At 62.6% G+C, this 17,524-nt stretch carries 16 protein-coding genes; 3 read left to right on the top strand and 13 right to left on the bottom strand.

All coding sequences use genetic code 11. The features are described from left to right. The first annotated feature begins 21 nt into the window (after positions 1-21). Positions 22-285, top strand: coding sequence for a hypothetical protein (locus J2X35_RS02805; protein WP_310180818.1), 264 nt, complete (start codon positions 22-24; stop codon positions 283-285). A 2-nt stretch (positions 286-287) separates the two neighbouring features. Here J2X35_RS02805 and sufA read toward each other — a convergent pair whose 3' ends face one another. The 8 genes from sufA to J2X35_RS02765 form a co-directional block, all read right to left on the bottom strand. Continuing rightward, positions 288-671, bottom strand: a complete 384-nt coding sequence (gene sufA / locus J2X35_RS02800) for a Fe-S cluster assembly scaffold SufA (protein ID WP_310183719.1) — start codon at positions 669-671, stop codon at positions 288-290. A 95-nt stretch (positions 672-766) separates the two neighbouring features. Next, complete coding sequence (locus tag J2X35_RS02795) at positions 767-1,225, bottom strand: SUF system Fe-S cluster assembly protein (RefSeq protein WP_056108448.1); 459 nt, start codon at positions 1,223-1,225, stop codon at positions 767-769. Beyond that, positions 1,222-2,463: a cysteine desulfurase gene (locus J2X35_RS02790; RefSeq protein ID WP_310180815.1), complete on the bottom strand. Its 1,242-nt coding sequence runs from the start codon at positions 2,461-2,463 to the stop codon at positions 1,222-1,224. Before J2X35_RS02790 ends, J2X35_RS02795 begins: the two co-directional genes overlap by 4 nt. Positions 2,464-2,545: 82 nt before the next feature. Further along, on the bottom strand, positions 2,546-3,814 hold the full coding sequence (gene sufD, locus J2X35_RS02785; RefSeq protein ID WP_056108440.1) for a Fe-S cluster assembly protein SufD: 1,269 nt from the start codon (positions 3,812-3,814) through the stop codon (positions 2,546-2,548). 8 nt (positions 3,815-3,822) lie between these two features. Further along, on the bottom strand, positions 3,823-4,578 hold the full coding sequence (sufC, locus tag J2X35_RS02780; RefSeq protein WP_056108438.1) for a Fe-S cluster assembly ATPase SufC: 756 nt from the start codon (positions 4,576-4,578) through the stop codon (positions 3,823-3,825). 54 nt (positions 4,579-4,632) lie between these two features. After that, positions 4,633-4,791: a hypothetical protein gene (locus J2X35_RS02775; RefSeq protein WP_156459750.1), complete on the bottom strand. Its 159-nt coding sequence runs from the start codon at positions 4,789-4,791 to the stop codon at positions 4,633-4,635. After that, positions 4,791-6,317 carry a Fe-S cluster assembly protein SufB gene (sufB, locus tag J2X35_RS02770; protein WP_056115297.1) on the bottom strand — a complete coding sequence of 509 codons (1,527 nt, stop codon included), beginning with the start codon at positions 6,315-6,317 and terminating at the stop codon, positions 4,791-4,793. The genes J2X35_RS02775 and sufB overlap by 1 nt, the downstream gene beginning before the upstream one ends. Positions 6,318-6,486: 169 nt before the next feature. After that, on the bottom strand, positions 6,487-7,650 hold the full coding sequence (locus tag J2X35_RS02765) for a cysteine desulfurase family protein (RefSeq protein WP_310180810.1): 1,164 nt from the start codon (positions 7,648-7,650) through the stop codon (positions 6,487-6,489). A gap of 225 nt (positions 7,651-7,875) precedes the next feature. On the opposite strand from J2X35_RS02765, the gene J2X35_RS02760 reads away from it, so the two are divergent. Further along, positions 7,876-8,550 (top strand): alpha/beta hydrolase, encoded by a 675-nt coding sequence (locus J2X35_RS02760; RefSeq protein ID WP_310180808.1) that lies wholly within the window; start codon positions 7,876-7,878, stop codon positions 8,548-8,550. An 18-nt stretch (positions 8,551-8,568) separates the two neighbouring features. Here J2X35_RS02760 and J2X35_RS02755 read toward each other — a convergent pair whose 3' ends face one another. The 4 genes from J2X35_RS02755 to J2X35_RS02740 form a co-directional block, all read right to left on the bottom strand. Then, positions 8,569-10,212 (bottom strand): glycosyltransferase family 39 protein, encoded by a 1,644-nt coding sequence (locus tag J2X35_RS02755; RefSeq protein WP_310180806.1) that lies wholly within the window; start codon positions 10,210-10,212, stop codon positions 8,569-8,571. Between the two features lie 39 nt (positions 10,213-10,251). Beyond that, positions 10,252-10,584, bottom strand: coding sequence for a lipid-A-disaccharide synthase N-terminal domain-containing protein (locus tag J2X35_RS02750; RefSeq protein WP_056108430.1), 333 nt, complete (start codon positions 10,582-10,584; stop codon positions 10,252-10,254). Continuing rightward, complete coding sequence (locus J2X35_RS02745) at positions 10,577-11,311, bottom strand: glycosyltransferase family 2 protein (protein WP_310180803.1); 735 nt, start codon at positions 11,309-11,311, stop codon at positions 10,577-10,579. Before J2X35_RS02745 ends, J2X35_RS02750 begins: the two co-directional genes overlap by 8 nt. 127 nt (positions 11,312-11,438) lie before the next feature. Continuing rightward, positions 11,439-12,563, bottom strand: coding sequence for an anhydro-N-acetylmuramic acid kinase (locus tag J2X35_RS02740; protein ID WP_310180801.1), 1,125 nt, complete (start codon positions 12,561-12,563; stop codon positions 11,439-11,441). 102 nt (positions 12,564-12,665) lie between these two features. On the opposite strand from J2X35_RS02740, the gene tyrS reads away from it, so the two are divergent. Then, complete coding sequence (gene tyrS, locus J2X35_RS02735) at positions 12,666-13,919, top strand: tyrosine--tRNA ligase (RefSeq protein ID WP_310180800.1); 1,254 nt, start codon at positions 12,666-12,668, stop codon at positions 13,917-13,919. Between the two features lie 166 nt (positions 13,920-14,085). Here tyrS and J2X35_RS02730 read toward each other — a convergent pair whose 3' ends face one another. Next, positions 14,086-17,481, bottom strand: coding sequence for a DUF3971 domain-containing protein (locus J2X35_RS02730; RefSeq protein WP_310180798.1), 3,396 nt, complete (start codon positions 17,479-17,481; stop codon positions 14,086-14,088). Positions 17,482-17,524: the final 43 nt, after the last annotated feature.

Raw genomic sequence — 17,524 nt, 5'->3', positions numbered from 1 at the left:
CGGCAAATGGGGAGCCGTTTGATGAATCAGATCGACCACACAGCAATTCATCGACGTATCGAGGAGATAGAGACACTCGATGATTACACCGGCTGGATCAGAGACTTGTCTGAATTCGCCGGAAAGGACGTAACGATCGAGAACCCATCGACGGCAGATTATCTGGAAAGCCTGTCGGCGCTTATAGCTGACACGAAACACATGACTCCAACGGAAGTCAGCGATCCATCCATATCCTTCAAATCCATGGCAAAGGCGCTCTACAGCGCACTCTATTACGAGTAAACCTAAGCCGCGCTGGCCCGCGCCTCGGCCAGCGCCTTCAAATCGGCGGGCTTCAACTCAACCGACTCGCCGCAGCCGCAAGCCGAAGACTGGTTCGGATTGCTGAAAGTGAAACCGGTGCGCAGCGTCGTCTGCTCGAAATCCATCTGGGTGCCGAGCAGGAAAAGGGCGGCTTCCGGTGCGACCCAGACATTTGCGCCATCGCGCTCGATGTGGTCGTCGCCCGCCTTCGGCTCGGTTACCAGATCGACCGTGTACTCCATGCCGGCGCAGCCGCCCTTCTTGATGCCGAGGCGGACGCCCTGGGCATTGTCGCGGGTGGCGACGATCTCACGGACGCGCTCGGCGGCCCGTTCGGTCATGGTGATGACGGCAAAGCGTCCCATTGTCATGCTCCATTCCGCGCAGGTTCAAGGCCTGCAGGATGATTCATACCTAAAATGGTGAAGTTTTCAGCCCGACGCAAGGCTATAGGCCGAATTCAATACCACCCCACTGCGACCTGCGCCTCTTCCGACATGCGGTCGGGCGTCCAGGGCGGATCGAACACCATCTTGACGTCGACGCCGGAAACGCCTTCCACCGCGCCCACGGCATTCTCGACCCAGCCTGGCATCTCGCCGGCCACCGGGCAACCCGGCGCCGTCAGCGTCATGTCGATCTTGACCTGGCGGTCGTCCTCGACGTCGATCTTGTAGATGAGGCCAAGCTCGTAGATATCGGCTGGAATTTCCGGGTCGTAGACCGTCTTCAGCGCCGAGACGATATCGTCGGTCAGCCGCGCCAGTTCTTCCTGCGGAATGGCCGAAGCCGACACCACCGGATTGCCCGCGGGCGTGCTCCCGGCAGCAGTGCCAACGGCATCGCTTCCGGTCGCGTCGCTGGCGGGACCGGCCGCTGCTTCGTTTTCTGTAGCCTTGGTTTCTTCCATCATCGTCATCCGAAGAACTTTCGCGCCTTTTCCAGCGCATCTGCAAGCGCATCGACCTCTGCGTGGGTATTATACATGCCGAACGATGCCCTGCATGTGGAGGTGACGCCGAAGCGTTTCAACAGCGGCTGGGCGCAATGGGTGCCGGCGCGGACCGCGACACCCTGGCGGTCGATCACCATCGACACGTCATGGGCGTGGATGCCCTGAAGCTCGAACGAAACGATGGCGCCCTTGCCCGGTGCATCGCCGAAAATGCGAAGCGAGTTGATCGACCGCAGCCGCTCATGCGCATAGTTCTTCAGATCGGCCTCATGCGCGGCAATGCGGTCGCGGCCGATCTTTTCCATGTACTCCAGTGCCGCGCCGAGGCCGATCGCCTGGACGATGGGCGGCGTGCCGGCCTCGAAGCGGTGCGGCGGTTCATTGTAGGTGACGATGTCCTCGGTCACCTCCTCGATCATCTCGCCGCCTCCCATGAACGGCCGCATGGCTTCCAGCCGCTCCTTCTTGCCGTAGAGCACGCCGATGCCGGACGGCCCGTAGACTTTATGGCCGGTGAAGACGAACCAGTCGCAGTCGAGGTCCTGCACGTCGATGGGCATATGGACGGCGCTCTGGCTGCCATCGACCAGAACAGGAATGCCGCGCGCATGGGCGATCCGGCAGATTTCCTTGATCGGCGTGACGGTGCCCAGCGCATTCGACATCTGCGTGATGGCGACCAGCCTGGTGCGGTCGGTCAGGCACTTCTCGAATTCCTCGATGTGGAACACGCCCTGATCGTCCACCGGCGCCCAGACAAGCCTGGCGCCCTGCCGCTCGCGGATGAAATGCCACGGCACGATGTTGGAATGGTGCTCCATGATCGACAGCACGATCTCGTCGCCCTCGCCGATGTTGGGCATACCCCAGCCATAGGCGACCGTGTTGATGGCGGCGGTGGTGTTGGAGGTGAAGACGACGGTATCGATGCTTGGTGCGTTCAGGAAACGCCGCACCGTCTCGCGCGCCTTCTCATAGGCGTCGGTCGCGGCATTCGAGAGGAAATGCAGGCCGCGATGGACGTTGGCGTATTCCTGGCTGTAGGCGTGCTGGATGGCGTCCAGCACCGCCTGCGGCTTCTGCGCCGACGCGCCATTGTCGAGATAGACCAGCGGCTTGCCGTGGACCTGCCGCGACAGGATCGGGAAATCGCGGCGGATCGCCTCGACGTCATAGGGAGTGGTGTGTGCGGATCGATCCATCTATGCAATGCGGCAGTTGGCAGTCGGCAGTTGGCAATCGATAGACCCGACTGCCGACTGCCGATTGACGATTGCCGTCCTCTTACCCATGTTCCGCGAACCACGCGTCGAGCTTGGCTTCCAGCGCCTCGACAATGGCCTCGTCCTGCAATTCTTCGATCACCTCGGCGACGAAAGCCTTGACTAGCAAGCCACGCGCGGTTTTCTCATCGATGCCGCGCGCCATCAGGTAGAACAGATGGCCATGGTCGATTTCGGTGACGGTGGCGCCGTGGCCGCACTGCACGTCGTCGGCGAAGATTTCCAGCTCCGGCTTGGTCGAAAACTCGCCGTCATCCGACAGAAGCAGCGTGTTGCAGGCCATCTTGGCGTCGGTTTTCTGGGCATACTGGTGCACGTTGATACGGCCCTGGAAGACGCCATGCGCCTTGCCGGTCACGACATTGCGGATCACTTCAGTCGAAGTCGTATGCGGCACCGCATGGTCCAGCACCATGGTTACATCGGTGTGCGTGTCGCCGGCCAGCAGGTTGACGCCGCGCAGGGTGAAATCCGCGCCCTCGCCCTTGGCGGCGACGACGATCTCCTGGCGCACCAGCTTGCCGCCGGCGTTCATGAAGAACAGGGTCAGCCTGGAATCCTTGCCGAGATGCGCCTTGAACTGGGCAAGGTGCGTCGCCGTTTCCGGCTGCTCCTGGACAATCAGCCAAGTGACCTCGGCGCCGTCGCCCAGCAGAAGCTGGCTGACGGAACTCGCAAGCACCGCGCCTTCGCCGGTCTGGCGCTCGACGATGACCGCCTTGGCATTGTTGCCGACACGAACCGGCAGGCGCACATGCGTCTGGCCGCCGGCATGCAGGTTCTGCAGTTCCAGCGGCTTTTCCAGCGCGACGCCATCGGCAATGTCCACGAACCAGCCGTCGGCGACAAAGGCGGTGTTGAGCGCGCCGATGGCATCATCGCTGCCGTAGCGCTCCAGTCCGGGCGCGAAGCTGCCGTCGGTGAGCTTGTCCGACAGGCGCTGGATGGTCACGCCCTCGATCGTCGGGGCCTTGGCGTTTGCGACGCCGTTGAGCAGCGGCAATACGGCCGAACCCTCGATGATCGGCGCAATGGCCTTGGCATCGGCGCTCGGATCGAAGGCGGGCACTGTTGCAAGCAGCCGGCGCAGATCGGTGTAATGCCAGGATTCGATGCGCCGCGTCGGCAAGCCGGCCTTCAGAACCTCGATGGCGTCGTCGCGCCGGATCATGACGTCGCCGTCGCCCGGCAGCAGCGAAAGCCGTTCGCCGAAAGCGTCGATCAAGGTCGCTTCGGCCGGCGTATGCTGGAATGTCGTCTGCATATTCATGACCTGCCTCAGGCTGCCTCGCCGATCACGCCGGCATAGCCGTTCGCCTCAAGGTCGAGCGCCAGCGACTTGTCGCCGGACTTGATGACCTGGCCCTTGTAGAGCACATGCACCGAATCCGGCACGATATGCTCGAGCAGCCGCTGGTAGTGAGTAATGACGACGATGGAGCGGTCGGGCGAACGCAGCGCGTTGACGCCATCGGACACGATCTTCAGCGCGTCGATATCGAGGCCGGAGTCGGTCTCGTCCAGCACGCAGAGCTTCGGCTCCAGCAGCTTCATCTGCAGGATTTCGGCCCGCTTCTTCTCACCCCCCGAGAAGCCGACATTGAGCGGACGCTTCAGCATCGCCATGTCCATGTTGAGCAGGCCCGCCGCTTCCTTCACCTTCTTCAGGAAGTCGGGGATTTTCAGCGGTTCTTCGCCGCGCGCCTTGCGCTGCGCGTTCATCGCGACTTTCAGGAACTCCATCGTCGCCACGCCCGGTATCTCCATCGGATACTGGAAGGCGAGGAAGATGCCGGCGGCGGCTCGCTCGGCCGGGTCCATCTCGAGGATGGACTCACCGTTGTAAAGAATCTCCCCTTCGGTGACCTCGTAGTCCTCACGGCCGGCGAGGATGTAGGAGAGCGTAGACTTGCCGGAACCGTTCGGCCCCATGATTGCGGCGACCTCGCCGTCCTGCACTGTCAGGTTGAGCCCACGAATGATTTCGGTGCCGTCTTCGACGATGCGGGCGTGGAGGTTTCTGATCTCAAGCATTTTTATTCTTTCACGTAGTCGATGGAGCGTTCGCGGTCAGCGGGACAATTCCATTCAGGCCAGCAGGCTGCGGATGTAAGGCAGGATCACCGAGGCGATAACGCCGGTTACGGCTCCGGCGACGATGCGCCCGATCCGCGATTGGATAGTCGGCACCGAAGCGGCGACACCACCACAGACCAGCGCGTAGAAAACAGCGGCAACCGTATCCATCAGCCTACACTCCCCTCAAGCGATATGCCGATCAGCTTCTGTGCCTCGACGGCGAATTCCATCGGCAGTTCCTGGATGACGTCCTTGACGAAGCCGTTGACGATCAGCGCGATGGCTTCCTCCTCGGGAATGCCGCGCTGCATGACGTAGAACTTCTGGTCCTCGGAAATCTTCGAGGTGGTCGCCTCGTGCTCGAACTTGGCGGTCGAATTCTTGGCTTCCATGTAGGGCACGGTGTGCGCGCCGCACTGGTCGCCAATCAGCAGCGAGTCGCAATTGGTGAAGTTGCGCGCGCCCGTCGCCTTGCGGTGCGCCGAGACCTGACCGCGATAGGTGTTCTGCGAATAGCCGGCGGCGATACCCTTGGAAATGATCCGGCTGCGCGTGTTCTTGCCGAGATGGATCATCTTGGTGCCAGAGTCGACCTGCTGATAGCCGTTAGACACGGCGATCGAATAGAACTCACCCTGGCTGTCGTCGCCGCGCAGGATGCAGGACGGGTATTTCCAGGTGATCGCCGAGCCGGTCTCGACCTGCGTCCACGAAATTTTCGAGCGGTCGCCACGGCAGTCGCCGCGCTTGGTGACGAAATTGTAGATGCCGCCCTTGCCGTTGGCATCGCCGGGATACCAGTTCTGCACCGTAGAATATTTGATCTCGGCGTCGTCCAGCGCCACCAGTTCGACCACGGCGGCGTGAAGCTGGTTTTCATCGCGCTGGGGGGCGGTGCAGCCTTCGAGATAGGAGACGTAGGCCCCCTCTTCCGCGATGATCAGCGTGCGCTCGAACTGGCCGGTGTTCTTCTCGTTGATGCGGAAATAGGTCGAAAGCTCCATCGGGCAGCGCACGCCCTTCGGCACGAACACGAAGGAGCCGTCGGTGAAGACGGCCGAGTTCAGCGTGGCGTAATAGTTGTCGGTGGTTGGAACGACGGAGCCGAGATATTTCTTCACCAGTTCCGGATGCTCGCGGATGGCCTCCGAGATCGAGCAGAAGATGACGCCAGCCTGCGCCAACTCCTTCTTGAAGGTGGTGACCACGGAAACCGAATCGAAGACAGCATCGACGGCGACCCGGCCGGATTTGTAGACGTTGTCGTTGGCCTCCTCGAGACCTTCCGAATCCTCGGCAACAGGTTTCTGCACGCCGGCCAGGATTTCCTGCTCCTTCAGGGGAATGCCGAGCTTCTCGTAAACCTTGAGCAATTCCGGATCGACATCGGCCAGCGAGGTTGGACCCGAGGTGCTCTTCGGCGCCGAATAGTAATAAATATCCTGGAAATCGATCTTCGGATAATTGACGCGCGCCCAGGTCGGCTCGTCCAGCGTCAGCCAGCGCCGATAGGCTTCCAGACGCCATTCAAGCATCCAGGCAGGCTCATCCTTCTTGGCCGAGATGAAACGGATGATATCCTCAGACAGGCCTTTTGGAGCCTTGTCGACGGCAATCTCGGTCTCGAATCCGTATTTATATTGATCGACATCGATCTTTTTGACCCGATCGATCGTCTCCTGCACAGCAGGCATGTCGCGTTCTCCATCCATGCCGGGTTCAAGGCCCGGCCGTTTTCAAACTATGGCACCGCCAGGCGGCCCGGAGGCGCTGAACGGCGTAAGTTCAATATAGTGCGCCACCACCGGAAATTCACCGGCCAACGATGACGCACGGCTCAAGCAGGCCGAAACCCTGTTGCCGCTAGGCGGCCTTTTCCCGATCCGACCGGCGTGCGGCAATCGCCGCAAGAGCCTTTCGGAACAATTCCAAATCTTTCGCGGTCGTCGCGTGGCCGACGGACACACGCAACGCACCCAGCGCCTCTCCCCGACCCATTGCCTTCAGCACATGGCTCGGACCCACCTTGCGAGAGGAACATGCCGATCCGGCCGAGAGCGCGACACCGGCAAGATCGAAGGCGATCTGCGCCGTTTCGGCCTTGAGGCCCGGAATAGCGAAGAATGTCGTATTGGCAAGACGCTCGGCGCCCGCTCCAAAGATTTCTGCATCCGGAACGATCGCCTTCACCGTCGCCTCGACTTCGTCGCGCAATGCGCGGATGCGGGCCATGTCTTCGATAGCCAAACGCGCTTCCCGCGCGGCCGCGCCAAAACCTGCAATGGCCGCCAGATTCTCGGTGCCGGCACGATGGCCTTTCTCCTGCCCGCCGCCGGTAACAAGTGGCTTCGGCATCATCAAGTCAGATGCCGCGATCATCGCGCCGGCGCCCTTCGGGCCGCCCATCTTGTGTGACGAGAGAATCAGGTAATCGGCGTAACCTGCTGACAAATCGAGCTGAATACGCCCCGCAGCCTGAACGGCATCGAGCGCCAGCACGCCACCGGCCGCCTTGACCACCTGGCCAAGCCGTTCCAGCGGCTGGATGACGCCGGTTTCGTTGTTGGCGGCGTGGATAGCGACCAGAGGCAGGCCCTCGGCCTTGTCGTGTGCCGCCAGCGCCTTTTCCAGTTCAGCGAGATCGACAATACCTTCGCGGTCGACGCCGATGCGCGTCACGCGGTCGGCGGCAAAACGGCCACCATTCAACAGGCAGGGATGATCGGCCTGGCAGACATACAACCTGCCCATGCGCAGGGGGCCGCGTCCCATCTGCCAGTCAGGCGTCAGCAGCATCGCGGCCGCTTCCGTCGCCCCGGACGTGAAGACCACATGGTCCGGCTTGGCATTCACCAGCGCCGCGACGGCGCGGCGCGCGTCCTCGATCAGGCGGCGCGCGGCGCGTCCCTCCGAATGCACGGAGGACGGATTGGCCGCGATTTCGAATGCCGCCAACATCGCTTCGCGCGCGGCCGCGGTCAGCGGCGCACTTGCGTTATAGTCGAGATAGGCGCGCTCTGGGGCCATCGCCCGGGCATTCCTTCCAAAAACCATTCCGTCAGGACGACGCGTTATTTCCTTGAAATTCCAACGCAAGCCGTCCTATTTACGCGGCTTGCGGCTCGGGTGGCCAAAACCACCAGTTTTGAACAATTCTAAACTAGCTTCTATGAAGACGGCTGCCCTGCGTCAAGGCCAGAGCCGGAACTTGTTCAGGCCGAGGCTGCGTGTGGTACCGAAGTGGAGTCATTGATGCCAGAGGTCATTTTCACCGGTCCTGCCGGACGTCTCGAGGGGCGATATCAGCCGTCCAAGGAAAAGAGCGCGCCGATCGCCATCGTGCTGCATCCGCATCCGCAATTCGGCGGCACGATGAACAACAAGATCGTCTATGACCTCTTCTACATGTTCCAGAAGCGGAACTTCACCACGCTGCGCTTCAATTTCCGCGGCATCGGCCGCAGCCAGGGCGAATTCGACCACGGCACCGGCGAGCTTTCCGACGCCGCGGCGGCCCTCGACTGGGTGCAGTCGCTGCATCCGGATTCGAAGAGCTGCTGGGTTGCCGGCTATTCGTTCGGATCGTGGATTGGCATGCAGCTTCTGATGCGCAGGCCGGAAATCGAAGGCTTCATCTCGATCTCGCCGCAGCCCAACACCTATGATTTCTCATTCCTGGCGCCCTGCCCGTCGTCCGGCCTCATCATTCATGGCGATGCCGACAAGGTGGCGCCCGCCAAGGATGTGCAGGGTCTTGTGGACAAGCTTCACACCCAGAAGGGCATCACCATCACGCAGAAGACGATTCCCGGCGCAAACCACTTCTTCGCCAACGACGCCGAGCTGTTGCTCGAGGAATGCGCCGACTATCTCGACCGCCGTCTGGCCGGCGAATTGTCCGATCCACGCCCCAAGCGGCTGCGGTAACCCGGCGGCGCCGCCGCGCTACGGCGTTGCGCGGTAGAGGCTCAGGGAAAGCGTGTCGCCCGACGAGAAGTTGTAGCCGTCGATGGTTGCGATGCGCGTGACGCCCACGCCGCGCCGGATCATTTGACCGGCGAACTCGTCGCCTTGCGGGGCCGGAACCAACGCCAGGGCGCAGGCCGGATCGGCAGCCATATGATCTGCGGCACCTCGCAGATTGGTCAGCAGCGTCCTTGTACCCAGAAGGAAGACAAGACTGGGCTCGTGATATTCCGACGATGCCAGCACCGTACCCGTGCACGGCTTTGCCGCACGAACCGCGTCCACGATCCGCGGCGTCATCCAGATCGGCGTCAGCGATGGGATGACGATGCCGAAAAGGAGCGCTGCGGCAATACCGGCGGAAACGGTGGTTATCGCAATACGGCGTAGCGAGATCTGGTCATTGCGTGCAAAGGCGAAATAGCCGGCGGCGAGTACGGCAAGGGCCGCGATAATACCCCATGGCGACAGGCGCCCGTCGAGATAGATCGGCGCGCCAACGGCGACGACGGCAATGGCCAGCGTCACGACGCCGAGCCCGAACGCTCCTGCCCGCCAGCACCATGCCTGCCAGGCTTTCATCGGTGTGGCGCGTTCTTCCGGGGACAAGGTCAAAAGCCAGCCGATCAGCAGGATCAGCCCGGGATATGCCGGCATTACGTAGTGCGGCAGCTTGGTCGGAATGAGCTCGAACAGCAGCCAGAAGGGAACGTACCAGGCGAGGCAGAACCGAAGCCGGTAGTCTTGCCTTGCTCGGCCGATCGCGAGCAATTCGGCGCCCAGCGCAATCAGGCCGAACGGCCACATGAACAGCGAATAGGTGAGCGCATAATAACCCGGCGGGCCCCAATGCGGAGCGCCACCGGGGACGGCCTTCTCCAGAAGATCGTTCGTGACCGAACCATGCCAAAAGGAGGCGCCCGATTTGAGCGTGATCAGCACCAGCCAGGGCGCGACAATGAGAACGAGAAGAGCCAAGCCACGCAGAGGCTTGAGCCGCGCCAGCCATCGCGCCTCACGCTCGAAAGCGAGTAGGGAAAGGATCGTCAGTACGGACAGCAAAAGAGCTATCGGTCCTTTGATCAGAATGCCGAAACCCTGTGCGATCCAGAAAATCCAAGGCAAATGCGCCGGAACCGCCTGATTTCGCCGTGACGCCAGATAAATCTGGGCCAAAGCGCCCTGTGCGGCGACGCAACAGGCCAGCAGCGCAGCATCGGTCTTCGCATCCCGCCCTTCGAAGGCGGTGGCGAAGATGGCCGCCAGGACCAGCCCCGCTGCGATGCCCGCATTGGCGCCGAACAGGTTCGTTCCGGTCCAGGCTATGGCGACGACGGCAATCGCGACCGCCAGCGCCGAGACCAGCCGGTAGATCCAGATCGGCGCTTCTTGTCCCTGCCCGCTCAGCGTGACAGCGGCTGCCTGCAGCCAATAAATGCCAATCGGTTTTTGATAGCGCGGCGTTTCCTGGAAACGGATATCGACATAATCGCCGCTTTCGACCATTTGCTTGGTCGCCTGGGTGAAGCGCGGTTCGTCACGGTCCAGCGGCGGCAACGTTGCAAGGCCCGATGCCGTCATCAGCAGACTGAACAGGAAAAGCAACGCGTAGCGGAGCTTCATTGCCGGGGTTCAACTTTCAAGCGCGGCATGGACGGTGGCTTAGTCCACCTTGGTCATGGACGATTTCCGCTCATTGGCGATCAGCCACAGATTGCGGATATAGATGACGAGGCCGAGGCCCTGCCCTGCGATGAAGACGGGATCCTCGCGCTGGATGGCGTAAACAAAGAGCAGGCCGCCGCCGAAAAGCGAGAAGAACCAGAAGGCGATCGGCACGACGCTGCGCTTGGCCCTTTCCGATGCGATCCACTGAACAAGGAAACGCATGGTGAAGAAGGCCTGCGCAATAAAGCCGAGCAGGATCCAGCCGTCGAACTGAAGCACGAACACCTGGTGGAACCAGGTGGAAAGTTCCTGAAACACATTAGCCATGGCTGATTTCCCTTGCCTTCGGCATCCGTCGGCGGCGACGCCGCAGCCACCAGACGCCGGCCAGGTCGAGCGCGCCCTGCAAGCCCCGGTCGAAGATGCCGTAGTTCGACTTTCCATGCCGTCGTGAACGATCGACCACGTCGCAATGCACGACGCCGAAGCCTTCCTGGATGACCAGCGCCGGCACGAAGCGGTGCGTGCCGTCGAAGAAGGGCAGCTTGCGCAATATGTCGGTGTGGACGGCCTTGAGGCCGCAGCCGGTGTCGCGCGTCTCGTCGTGCAGGATCGCATTGCGCAACCAGTTGGCGAAACGCGACGCGAGTTGCTTCACCCTGCTGTCGCGGCGCTTCAGGCGCTGGCCTTGCGCGGCGCCTGCCTGCGGGCCGGCGGCGAGCAGGGCATCGATCAGGACCGGAATATAATGCGGGTCGTTCTGGCCGTCGCCGTCGACGGTGGCGACGACGCTGCCACGCGCCGCCCAAGCGCCGGTGCGCACGGCAAGGCTCTGGCCGGACGATTTCTCATGCCTCAGATGGCGCACCGCAAAAGGCCGCAGCGCCGCCTGTGCCGCCAGCGTCTGTGGCGTCTCGTCGGTCGATCCGTCATCGACGACGATCACCTCGAAGTCGCGGCCGGCCATGGCGGCCTGAATCTCGTCCAGCAGAAGCGGCAGGTTCTGCGCCTCGTTCCGGCACGGGATAACGATCGATATCAACTTGTCAGCCATACAGGGCCAGGCTCGTTTTCTCGCGGCATCCGTATTGCAATCAGGCGGGCATGGAACCGCGGTGCCGGGTGGCGCGCTCCTTACGCCAGCCGCAACCGCTAGGCAAGGGCCACGCCTGCGCGGCGCATCACGGCTGCGCGATCACGCCGCCGCCGACCGCCTTGCGGCAGCCGGTGGTGGTCGGGAAGGTCAGCGGCAATCCTTTTTGCGCGCGGACGGCGAGATAGGCCCACGCCTCGGCCTCGGTGGCGTCGCCATCCAGCCCGGCATCCTCCGCGAGGATCACCTCGGCGTCCTGCGCCTGAGCGCCGCGGCGTAGATCGCCAACGATATGCGGGTTCTTCCTGCCCCCGCCGCACACGATCCACAGCTTCGGCGGCTCGGGGAGATGCGGCACGCATGCAAGGATCGCCTCTGCCGAAACCGCGGCGAGCGTGCGGGCGCCGTCCGCCAATTCGAGCCCTTCCGCCTCTGCGAGGGTGAAATCGTTGCGGTCCAGCGACTTCGGGCCGGGCTTGGCGAAGAACGACTTGTCCAGATAGGCCTCAACCACGGCGCGGACCGCGCCGCCTTCGCTGGCAACCGCACCGCCGGCATCGAACGGGATGCCGCCTTCCCGCGCCACCCACTGGTCGATCAGCGCATTGCCGGGGCCGGTATCGAACGCCACCGGATCGCCCGCTCCCGGCACATAAGTGATGTTGGAAATTCCGCCTATATTGACGAAGACGACGGGAAATGCCGACGCGAACGGCTGCGACAACGAGCGGGCCAGCGCCGCGTGGTAGATGGGCACCAGTGGAGCGCCCTGCCCGCCATGGATCATGTCGTTGGCGCGCATGTCGTAAACGACTGGCAACCCAATCCGCTCGGCAAGCAATTCGCCATCGCCCAGCTGGATGGTCAATCCGATATCGGGCTTGTGCAGGACGGTCTGGCCGTGAAATCCGATCATTTCGGGCCGGCCCCATCGACTGGCGTCCGTCTTCAGGAATTTCTCGATTGCTTCGGCATGGCGCAGGGTGATGTCGCGCTCCAAAGCTGCCAGGTCGCCGGGCCTGTCCTCGCGGCGGACGATCTGTTTGGCCGTATCCAGCGACGCCTCGATGCGGCGCCGGAATTCGGCGTCGTAGGCGACGAAGAACGCCGGTCCCCGCTCGACGCCGTTTTCGCCATCGGTGCGCAGCATGGCGAGGTCGATGCCGTCCATCGACGTGCCGCTCATCAGTCCGATCGCGCAGATTGCAGTCATTTGCCAGCCGTTCTTGTGATTCCCACGGGGAGGATGCTAAACGCGCGCCATGACAGACGCCACGGTCGCCTTGCGATCAGGCGGTTTCCGGAAAGAGAAAAAATGTCCGCCTTCAAATCCGATTTCCTGCGCACCATGAGCGAGCGCGGCTTCATTCACCAGACCTCGGACGATGCCGCCCTCGACCAGCTCTTCGCCAAGGAGACGGTGACCGCCTATATCGGCTTCGACGCCACGGCGAAAAGCCTTCACGCCGGCTCGCTGATCCAGATCATGATGCTGCACTGGCTGCAGCAGACCGGGCATCGCCCGATCGCGCTGATGGGCGGCGGCACGTCGATGATCGGCGACCCGTCCTTCAAGGACGAGGCGCGCAAGCTGCTGACGCCGCAGGACATCGAGGCGAACCTCGTCGGCATCAGGCGCAATTTCGCGCCCTATCTCAATTTCGGCGACGGCGCCGGCGACGCGCTGATGGTCAACAATGCCGACTGGCTGATGGGCATCAACTACGTCAACTTCCTGCGCGATGTCGGCCGGCACTTTTCCGTCAACCGGATGCTGGCATTCGATTCGGTGAAATTGAGGCTCGACCGCGAGCAGTCGCTGTCCTTCCTCGAGTTCAACTACATGATCCTGCAGGCATACGACTTCGTCGAGCTTTACAAGCGTTTCGGCTGCCGCCTGCAGATGGGCGGCTCCGACCAATGGGGCAACATCGTCAACGGCATCGATCTCGGCCACCGGATGGAGAATGCGCAACTCTATGCGCTGACGACGCCGCTGCTGACCACCTCGTCGGGCGCCAAGATGGGCAAGACGGCCTCCGGGGCGGTGTGGCTCGATCCGGAGCTGCTGTCGCCTTACGATTTCTGGCAATACTGGCGCAACACCGAGGACGCCGATGTCGGCCGCTTCCTGAAGCTCTACACGACGCTGCCGATGGCGGAGATCGCACGGCTGGAAGCGCTCGGCGGCGCCGAGATCAACGACGCCAAGAAGGTCCTGGCGACCGAGATCACCGCCCTGCTGCATGGCCGGCAAGCGGCTGACCAGGCCGGCGAGACTGCGCGCAAAACCTTCGAGGAAGGCGTGACGGCGGAGACCCTGCCCTCGATCGAGGTGCCCCGGGCGCAGCTCGAGTCAGGCATCGGCATTCTGGCGCTGTTCGTGTCGGCCGGCCTGGCGGCATCGAACGGCGAAGCTCGCCGGCACGTTCAGGGTGGCGCGGCGCGTCTCAACGACCAGCCGGTCAGCGACGACAAGCGGGTCGTCACGCTTCAGGATCTGAGTCCGGAACAGGCGGTAAAGCTTTCACTCGGCAAGAAAAAACACATTCTGGTGCGGCCGGTTTAAACGTCTTCCCTTCTCCCTTGTGGGAGAAGGTGGCCGAGCCGTAGGCGCGGTCGGATGAGGGGTATTGGCAAGATCGCCAACCTCTCATTTCTTCCAGCACCCCTCATCCATCTTGTCGCTTCGCGACAATCCACCTTCTCCCACAAGGGGGGAAGGGAGGGTCAGGCTACCGAAACTCGAATATCGAGCGGAAGATGCCCGGCGCGATCACCGAGAGCGGGTTGATCGTCAGTTCCGGCTTGCTGACCTTGCCTCTCAGCCTGAAGGTGACGCCGATCAGGCCGCCGTCGCGCCCATTGCCGAGCAGCATCCCAACGATCGGAATTTCGCCGAAGATGCGGTTGAGGCCATAGGCGGGCATGAAGGTGCCCGTCATGTCCATATTGTTATCCTGATCGTAGAAAAGACCCTGATACGTGGCGCCGATGGATGTTCCGCGCAGGATGCCGTTCGCAAGTTTCAGATAGCCATTGCCTTTCTCGATTTCGGCATAGCCACGGTCGAATGCCACCCTGGACGTATCGATGTCGGCTTTGACGGCCTGATTGAGGCTTCTGTTGTCGCCCGGAGGCGTCGTGGACACGATGGATGCCAGCTTCGGCTCGTTGACGATGAGGAAATCGCGCGCGTCGATCGTACCGCGCAAGGGTCCTCCCGCCGCTCCTGAAAGCGACAGTGCGATAGCCCCGCCCTGCATATGATCGTAGGTGTCGAGAAATCGCAGGATGGCGCCTGCATCGCCGGATTTCAGCACGAGATTACGGTTGCCGCCCCCGCCGCCGCCGTCGCTGATCGTTATGGCGGCGCCGGAGGTCGTCTGCGCGCTCGCCTTGAGCGTATTCACGCTCGAACCTGTAGCGCCGTAGTCGAGCTTGAAGCCGGACAGTTTCTCGTCATTGAAACCGGACAGGGAGTTGATATCGGCCTGCACCGAAACCGATTGTGATCCCGTGCCCTTGGTCGCCGTGCCGGCATCGGCGGTGAGCTGCTTGATGAGAGAGCGCGCATCCAGCGCATCGCCGCGCACGCTGATCGAATAGCCTTTCGAAGTCCGCTTCAGGGAAAGCGAAACGTCGTCGCCGCGGTTCAGCCTGACACGATTGAAATCGGCTGCGGAAAGGCTGCCACCGGCAAGGACCAGCGAGCCTTGGACGGCGAAGGTCGTTCCGCTGAGGTCGAAATCCGACAGCCTGGTCGAACCGCCGGACGACTGCATGGTGAACTTCACCTTGGCCGGCACCCCGGCGCCCTTGCTCCATCCGGCCCAGGGCAAATTCAGCTTCACCGCCGCCAGATCGGCGGAGACCGCCTGGCTGCCGTCGCCATTCTTGTCGAGCGCCACCCTCACCGTTCCGGAAAGGATGGACGACAGGCCGGGCATGAACGCCGCGCGCGTCTTCTCATCGAGAACCATCGTCACATTGCGGCTGCGTGGCGGCCCCTCCTGCCGCAAAGGCTCGACGATGTCGATTTCCGCCGGAATGCCACTGAGCAGCGCCTTGGCGCCGATCACGGCCTTGTTTGGATCGACGACTATGGTGCCCTCCGCCTCGGTGACCATCTGGCCATCGACGGGCTTCGCCAGAGCCAGGTTCTTGTAGTCGAGGGCCACCAGCCAGTTGAGCTTGCTTGCATCAATGCCGGCCTGGAGGGGAATGTCCGCCTTGACGTTGCCGGTCACGGTCCCGGAGAGTTCTGCAGGCAGGATGCCGACATGGCGCATGGCGTTGATGGGTTCGTACGAGGCGAGTTCAACGATCGCGGGAGCTTCGCCTGCAACATCGATGTCGAGTGCGCCGATGACGGGTGGATGGTTGGCGTTCTTGACCTTCAGCGTGCCGCCGCTCGCCGCCACGGTCCGCCCGCTCGGAAGATAGACCGTGCCGGACGATAGCGAGATGTCCACATCGTTACCCCGGAAGGCCACCTCGCCAACCGCATCGCGAATGGGAGGAATGCGTCCCGCCGTATCGAAGCGCGATCCTTCGATGCGGAAGCGGCCGAAGACCTCGTTGCCGTTCAAAGGCACGCCATCGCCGATGCGGCCGGGAGGCACCTGATATTGCAGGTTAGCATCGACGATGCGGCCGCCAAAGAGATTTCGCAGTACCCACCGGCGCGCGCCGCTTGCCGAGAACCATGGCCACAACTGTTTGGCATGGGATACCGGCATATCGTGCACGTTGAGGCCAAGCGACATTCCCGGCGTCTTGCCCCGCGCGAACTGCATCGATGCCGTTCCCAGCACCTCGCCCTCCGCATCCGACTTGAGCGCGATCGTGTCGGCGATGAGCGTGGCGCTGCGGACACGGTAGACGCCAGCGGCGCGGGCAATGAACCGCAGCACCGGCTCGGGTGACTCCAGCGGTCCGAGACTGGAGCCGTCGCTTACCAGGTCATAGCGGTAGGACGGCTCTTCATTCGGGACGGCTTTCGGCTTCGGCCCGAACGAACCCTGAAAACTGAGCAGCGAACGCCCGGTTGAGATTTGCAGCCTGCCGAGGTCCAGCTTGTTGCTTCCCCGCAGCAAGGTGGCATCGGCATTGATGTTTGCCACCAGCCGGCCCTTACGGTCGAGGTCCATGGCAGCGCCTGTCAACGACAGCTGCGCTTTCAGCACAGGCGCGGTTTCCGCCGAGCCTTCGCTGCCTGTCAGCCGTAGACCGATAGCCCCCAATGTGCTGCCCTCACCATCTTCGGCCGGCGGTCCTTCCTCGCTCGCTGCGACGGCGATGTCGGCTTCCAGCGAAGTTATGAAGTGTGAGGTGAGATCACGGACCGCGGAACCGGCGACGGTCATCGCCTTGCCATCTATCTCGTTGGTGGAGGAAAACTGCATCTGACCGGGTCCGGTCTGGCGCACAGTGGCTTCCGCAACCTTGACGAGCCTGACGGTTCCCTGCTGGGGAAGGACAATCTCCACATTGTCCAGTTCGATTTCACGCACGGAATTCAGCCGCACGGCGTCGAGCGTCTTATTGGCCAGGCCGAACACCGCATCACTGACCTTGTCCGGGTTGAGAAGACCGTCCGGGCTTCGCAGGGCGGCCGTCCAGTCATTGCCGCCTGAGGGTAGCGCGGAGGCGATCAGCCGGGCATTCGACACGCTGGCGCTGGTCAGCCTCACTTCGCCCGACAGCAGCGGCATCAGCCGCAGCCCGAAGCGCATACGGCCGACCGTTGCCATCGGCTGGCCGGTAGCCGTCCTGAGGCTTACATCGCGCACTTGGAGCGCAAGGAACGCCGAACCGTCCAGGGTGATGCTTGCCGGGCCCGTCGTGACCTCGACATCGACGCTTGCCATGTTTTCGATGGCCTTCTCAGCCGCCTCGCGCAGTCGCGACGCGCCGATGCCCGAGGCGTCGATGAGCTGGAGCGCGACCGCCGCCACGGCGACCAGGGCCACGACAGTCAGAAAGGTACGGGCGAGGATACGGGCGCTACGGCCAATGGCCGCCTGCCCCAGCGGAGGTTCGCCGCATGCCGACGGCATCTTGCCCAGGTCGGTGATTTCCTCCCGCCTGAACTTGATCTTTTCGTGCCGCGGCAGCTCCTGATCCACGTAATCTTCCGTATCGCCAATTGCGCATGGACGAATCCTCGCA

Source organism: Mesorhizobium sp. BE184, from assembly GCF_031457045.1.
In the GTDB taxonomy this organism is placed as follows: Bacteria; Pseudomonadota; Alphaproteobacteria; order Rhizobiales; family Rhizobiaceae; genus Mesorhizobium.
This window is presented reverse-complemented; position numbering and strand designations above follow the sequence as displayed.

Coding starts and splice junctions, on each gene's coding strand:
- J2X35_RS02805 (WP_310180818.1), top strand. CDS start 22: ATGAATCAGATCGACCACACAGCAATTCATCGACGTATCGAGGAGATA.
- sufA (WP_310183719.1), bottom strand. CDS start 671: ATGGGACGCTTTGCCGTCATCACCATGACCGAACGGGCCGCCGAGCGC.
- J2X35_RS02795 (WP_056108448.1), bottom strand. CDS start 1,225: ATGACGATGATGGAAGAAACCAAGGCTACAGAAAACGAAGCAGCGGCC.
- J2X35_RS02790 (WP_310180815.1), bottom strand. CDS start 2,463: ATGGATCGATCCGCACACACCACTCCCTATGACGTCGAGGCGATCCGC.
- sufD (WP_056108440.1), bottom strand. CDS start 3,814: ATGAATATGCAGACGACATTCCAGCATACGCCGGCCGAAGCGACCTTG.
- sufC (WP_056108438.1), bottom strand. CDS start 4,578: ATGCTTGAGATCAGAAACCTCCACGCCCGCATCGTCGAAGACGGCACC.
- J2X35_RS02775 (WP_156459750.1), bottom strand. CDS start 4,791: ATGGATACGGTTGCCGCTGTTTTCTACGCGCTGGTCTGTGGTGGTGTC.
- sufB (WP_056115297.1), bottom strand. CDS start 6,317: ATGCCTGCTGTGCAGGAGACGATCGATCGGGTCAAAAAGATCGATGTC.
- J2X35_RS02765 (WP_310180810.1), bottom strand. CDS start 7,650: ATGGCCCCAGAGCGCGCCTATCTCGACTATAACGCAAGTGCGCCGCTG.
- J2X35_RS02760 (WP_310180808.1), top strand. CDS start 7,876: ATGCCAGAGGTCATTTTCACCGGTCCTGCCGGACGTCTCGAGGGGCGA.
- J2X35_RS02755 (WP_310180806.1), bottom strand. CDS start 10,212: ATGAAGCTCCGCTACGCGTTGCTTTTCCTGTTCAGTCTGCTGATGACG.
- J2X35_RS02750 (WP_056108430.1), bottom strand. CDS start 10,584: ATGGCTAATGTGTTTCAGGAACTTTCCACCTGGTTCCACCAGGTGTTC.
- J2X35_RS02745 (WP_310180803.1), bottom strand. CDS start 11,311: ATGGCTGACAAGTTGATATCGATCGTTATCCCGTGCCGGAACGAGGCG.
- J2X35_RS02740 (WP_310180801.1), bottom strand. CDS start 12,563: ATGACTGCAATCTGCGCGATCGGACTGATGAGCGGCACGTCGATGGAC.
- tyrS (WP_310180800.1), top strand. CDS start 12,666: ATGTCCGCCTTCAAATCCGATTTCCTGCGCACCATGAGCGAGCGCGGC.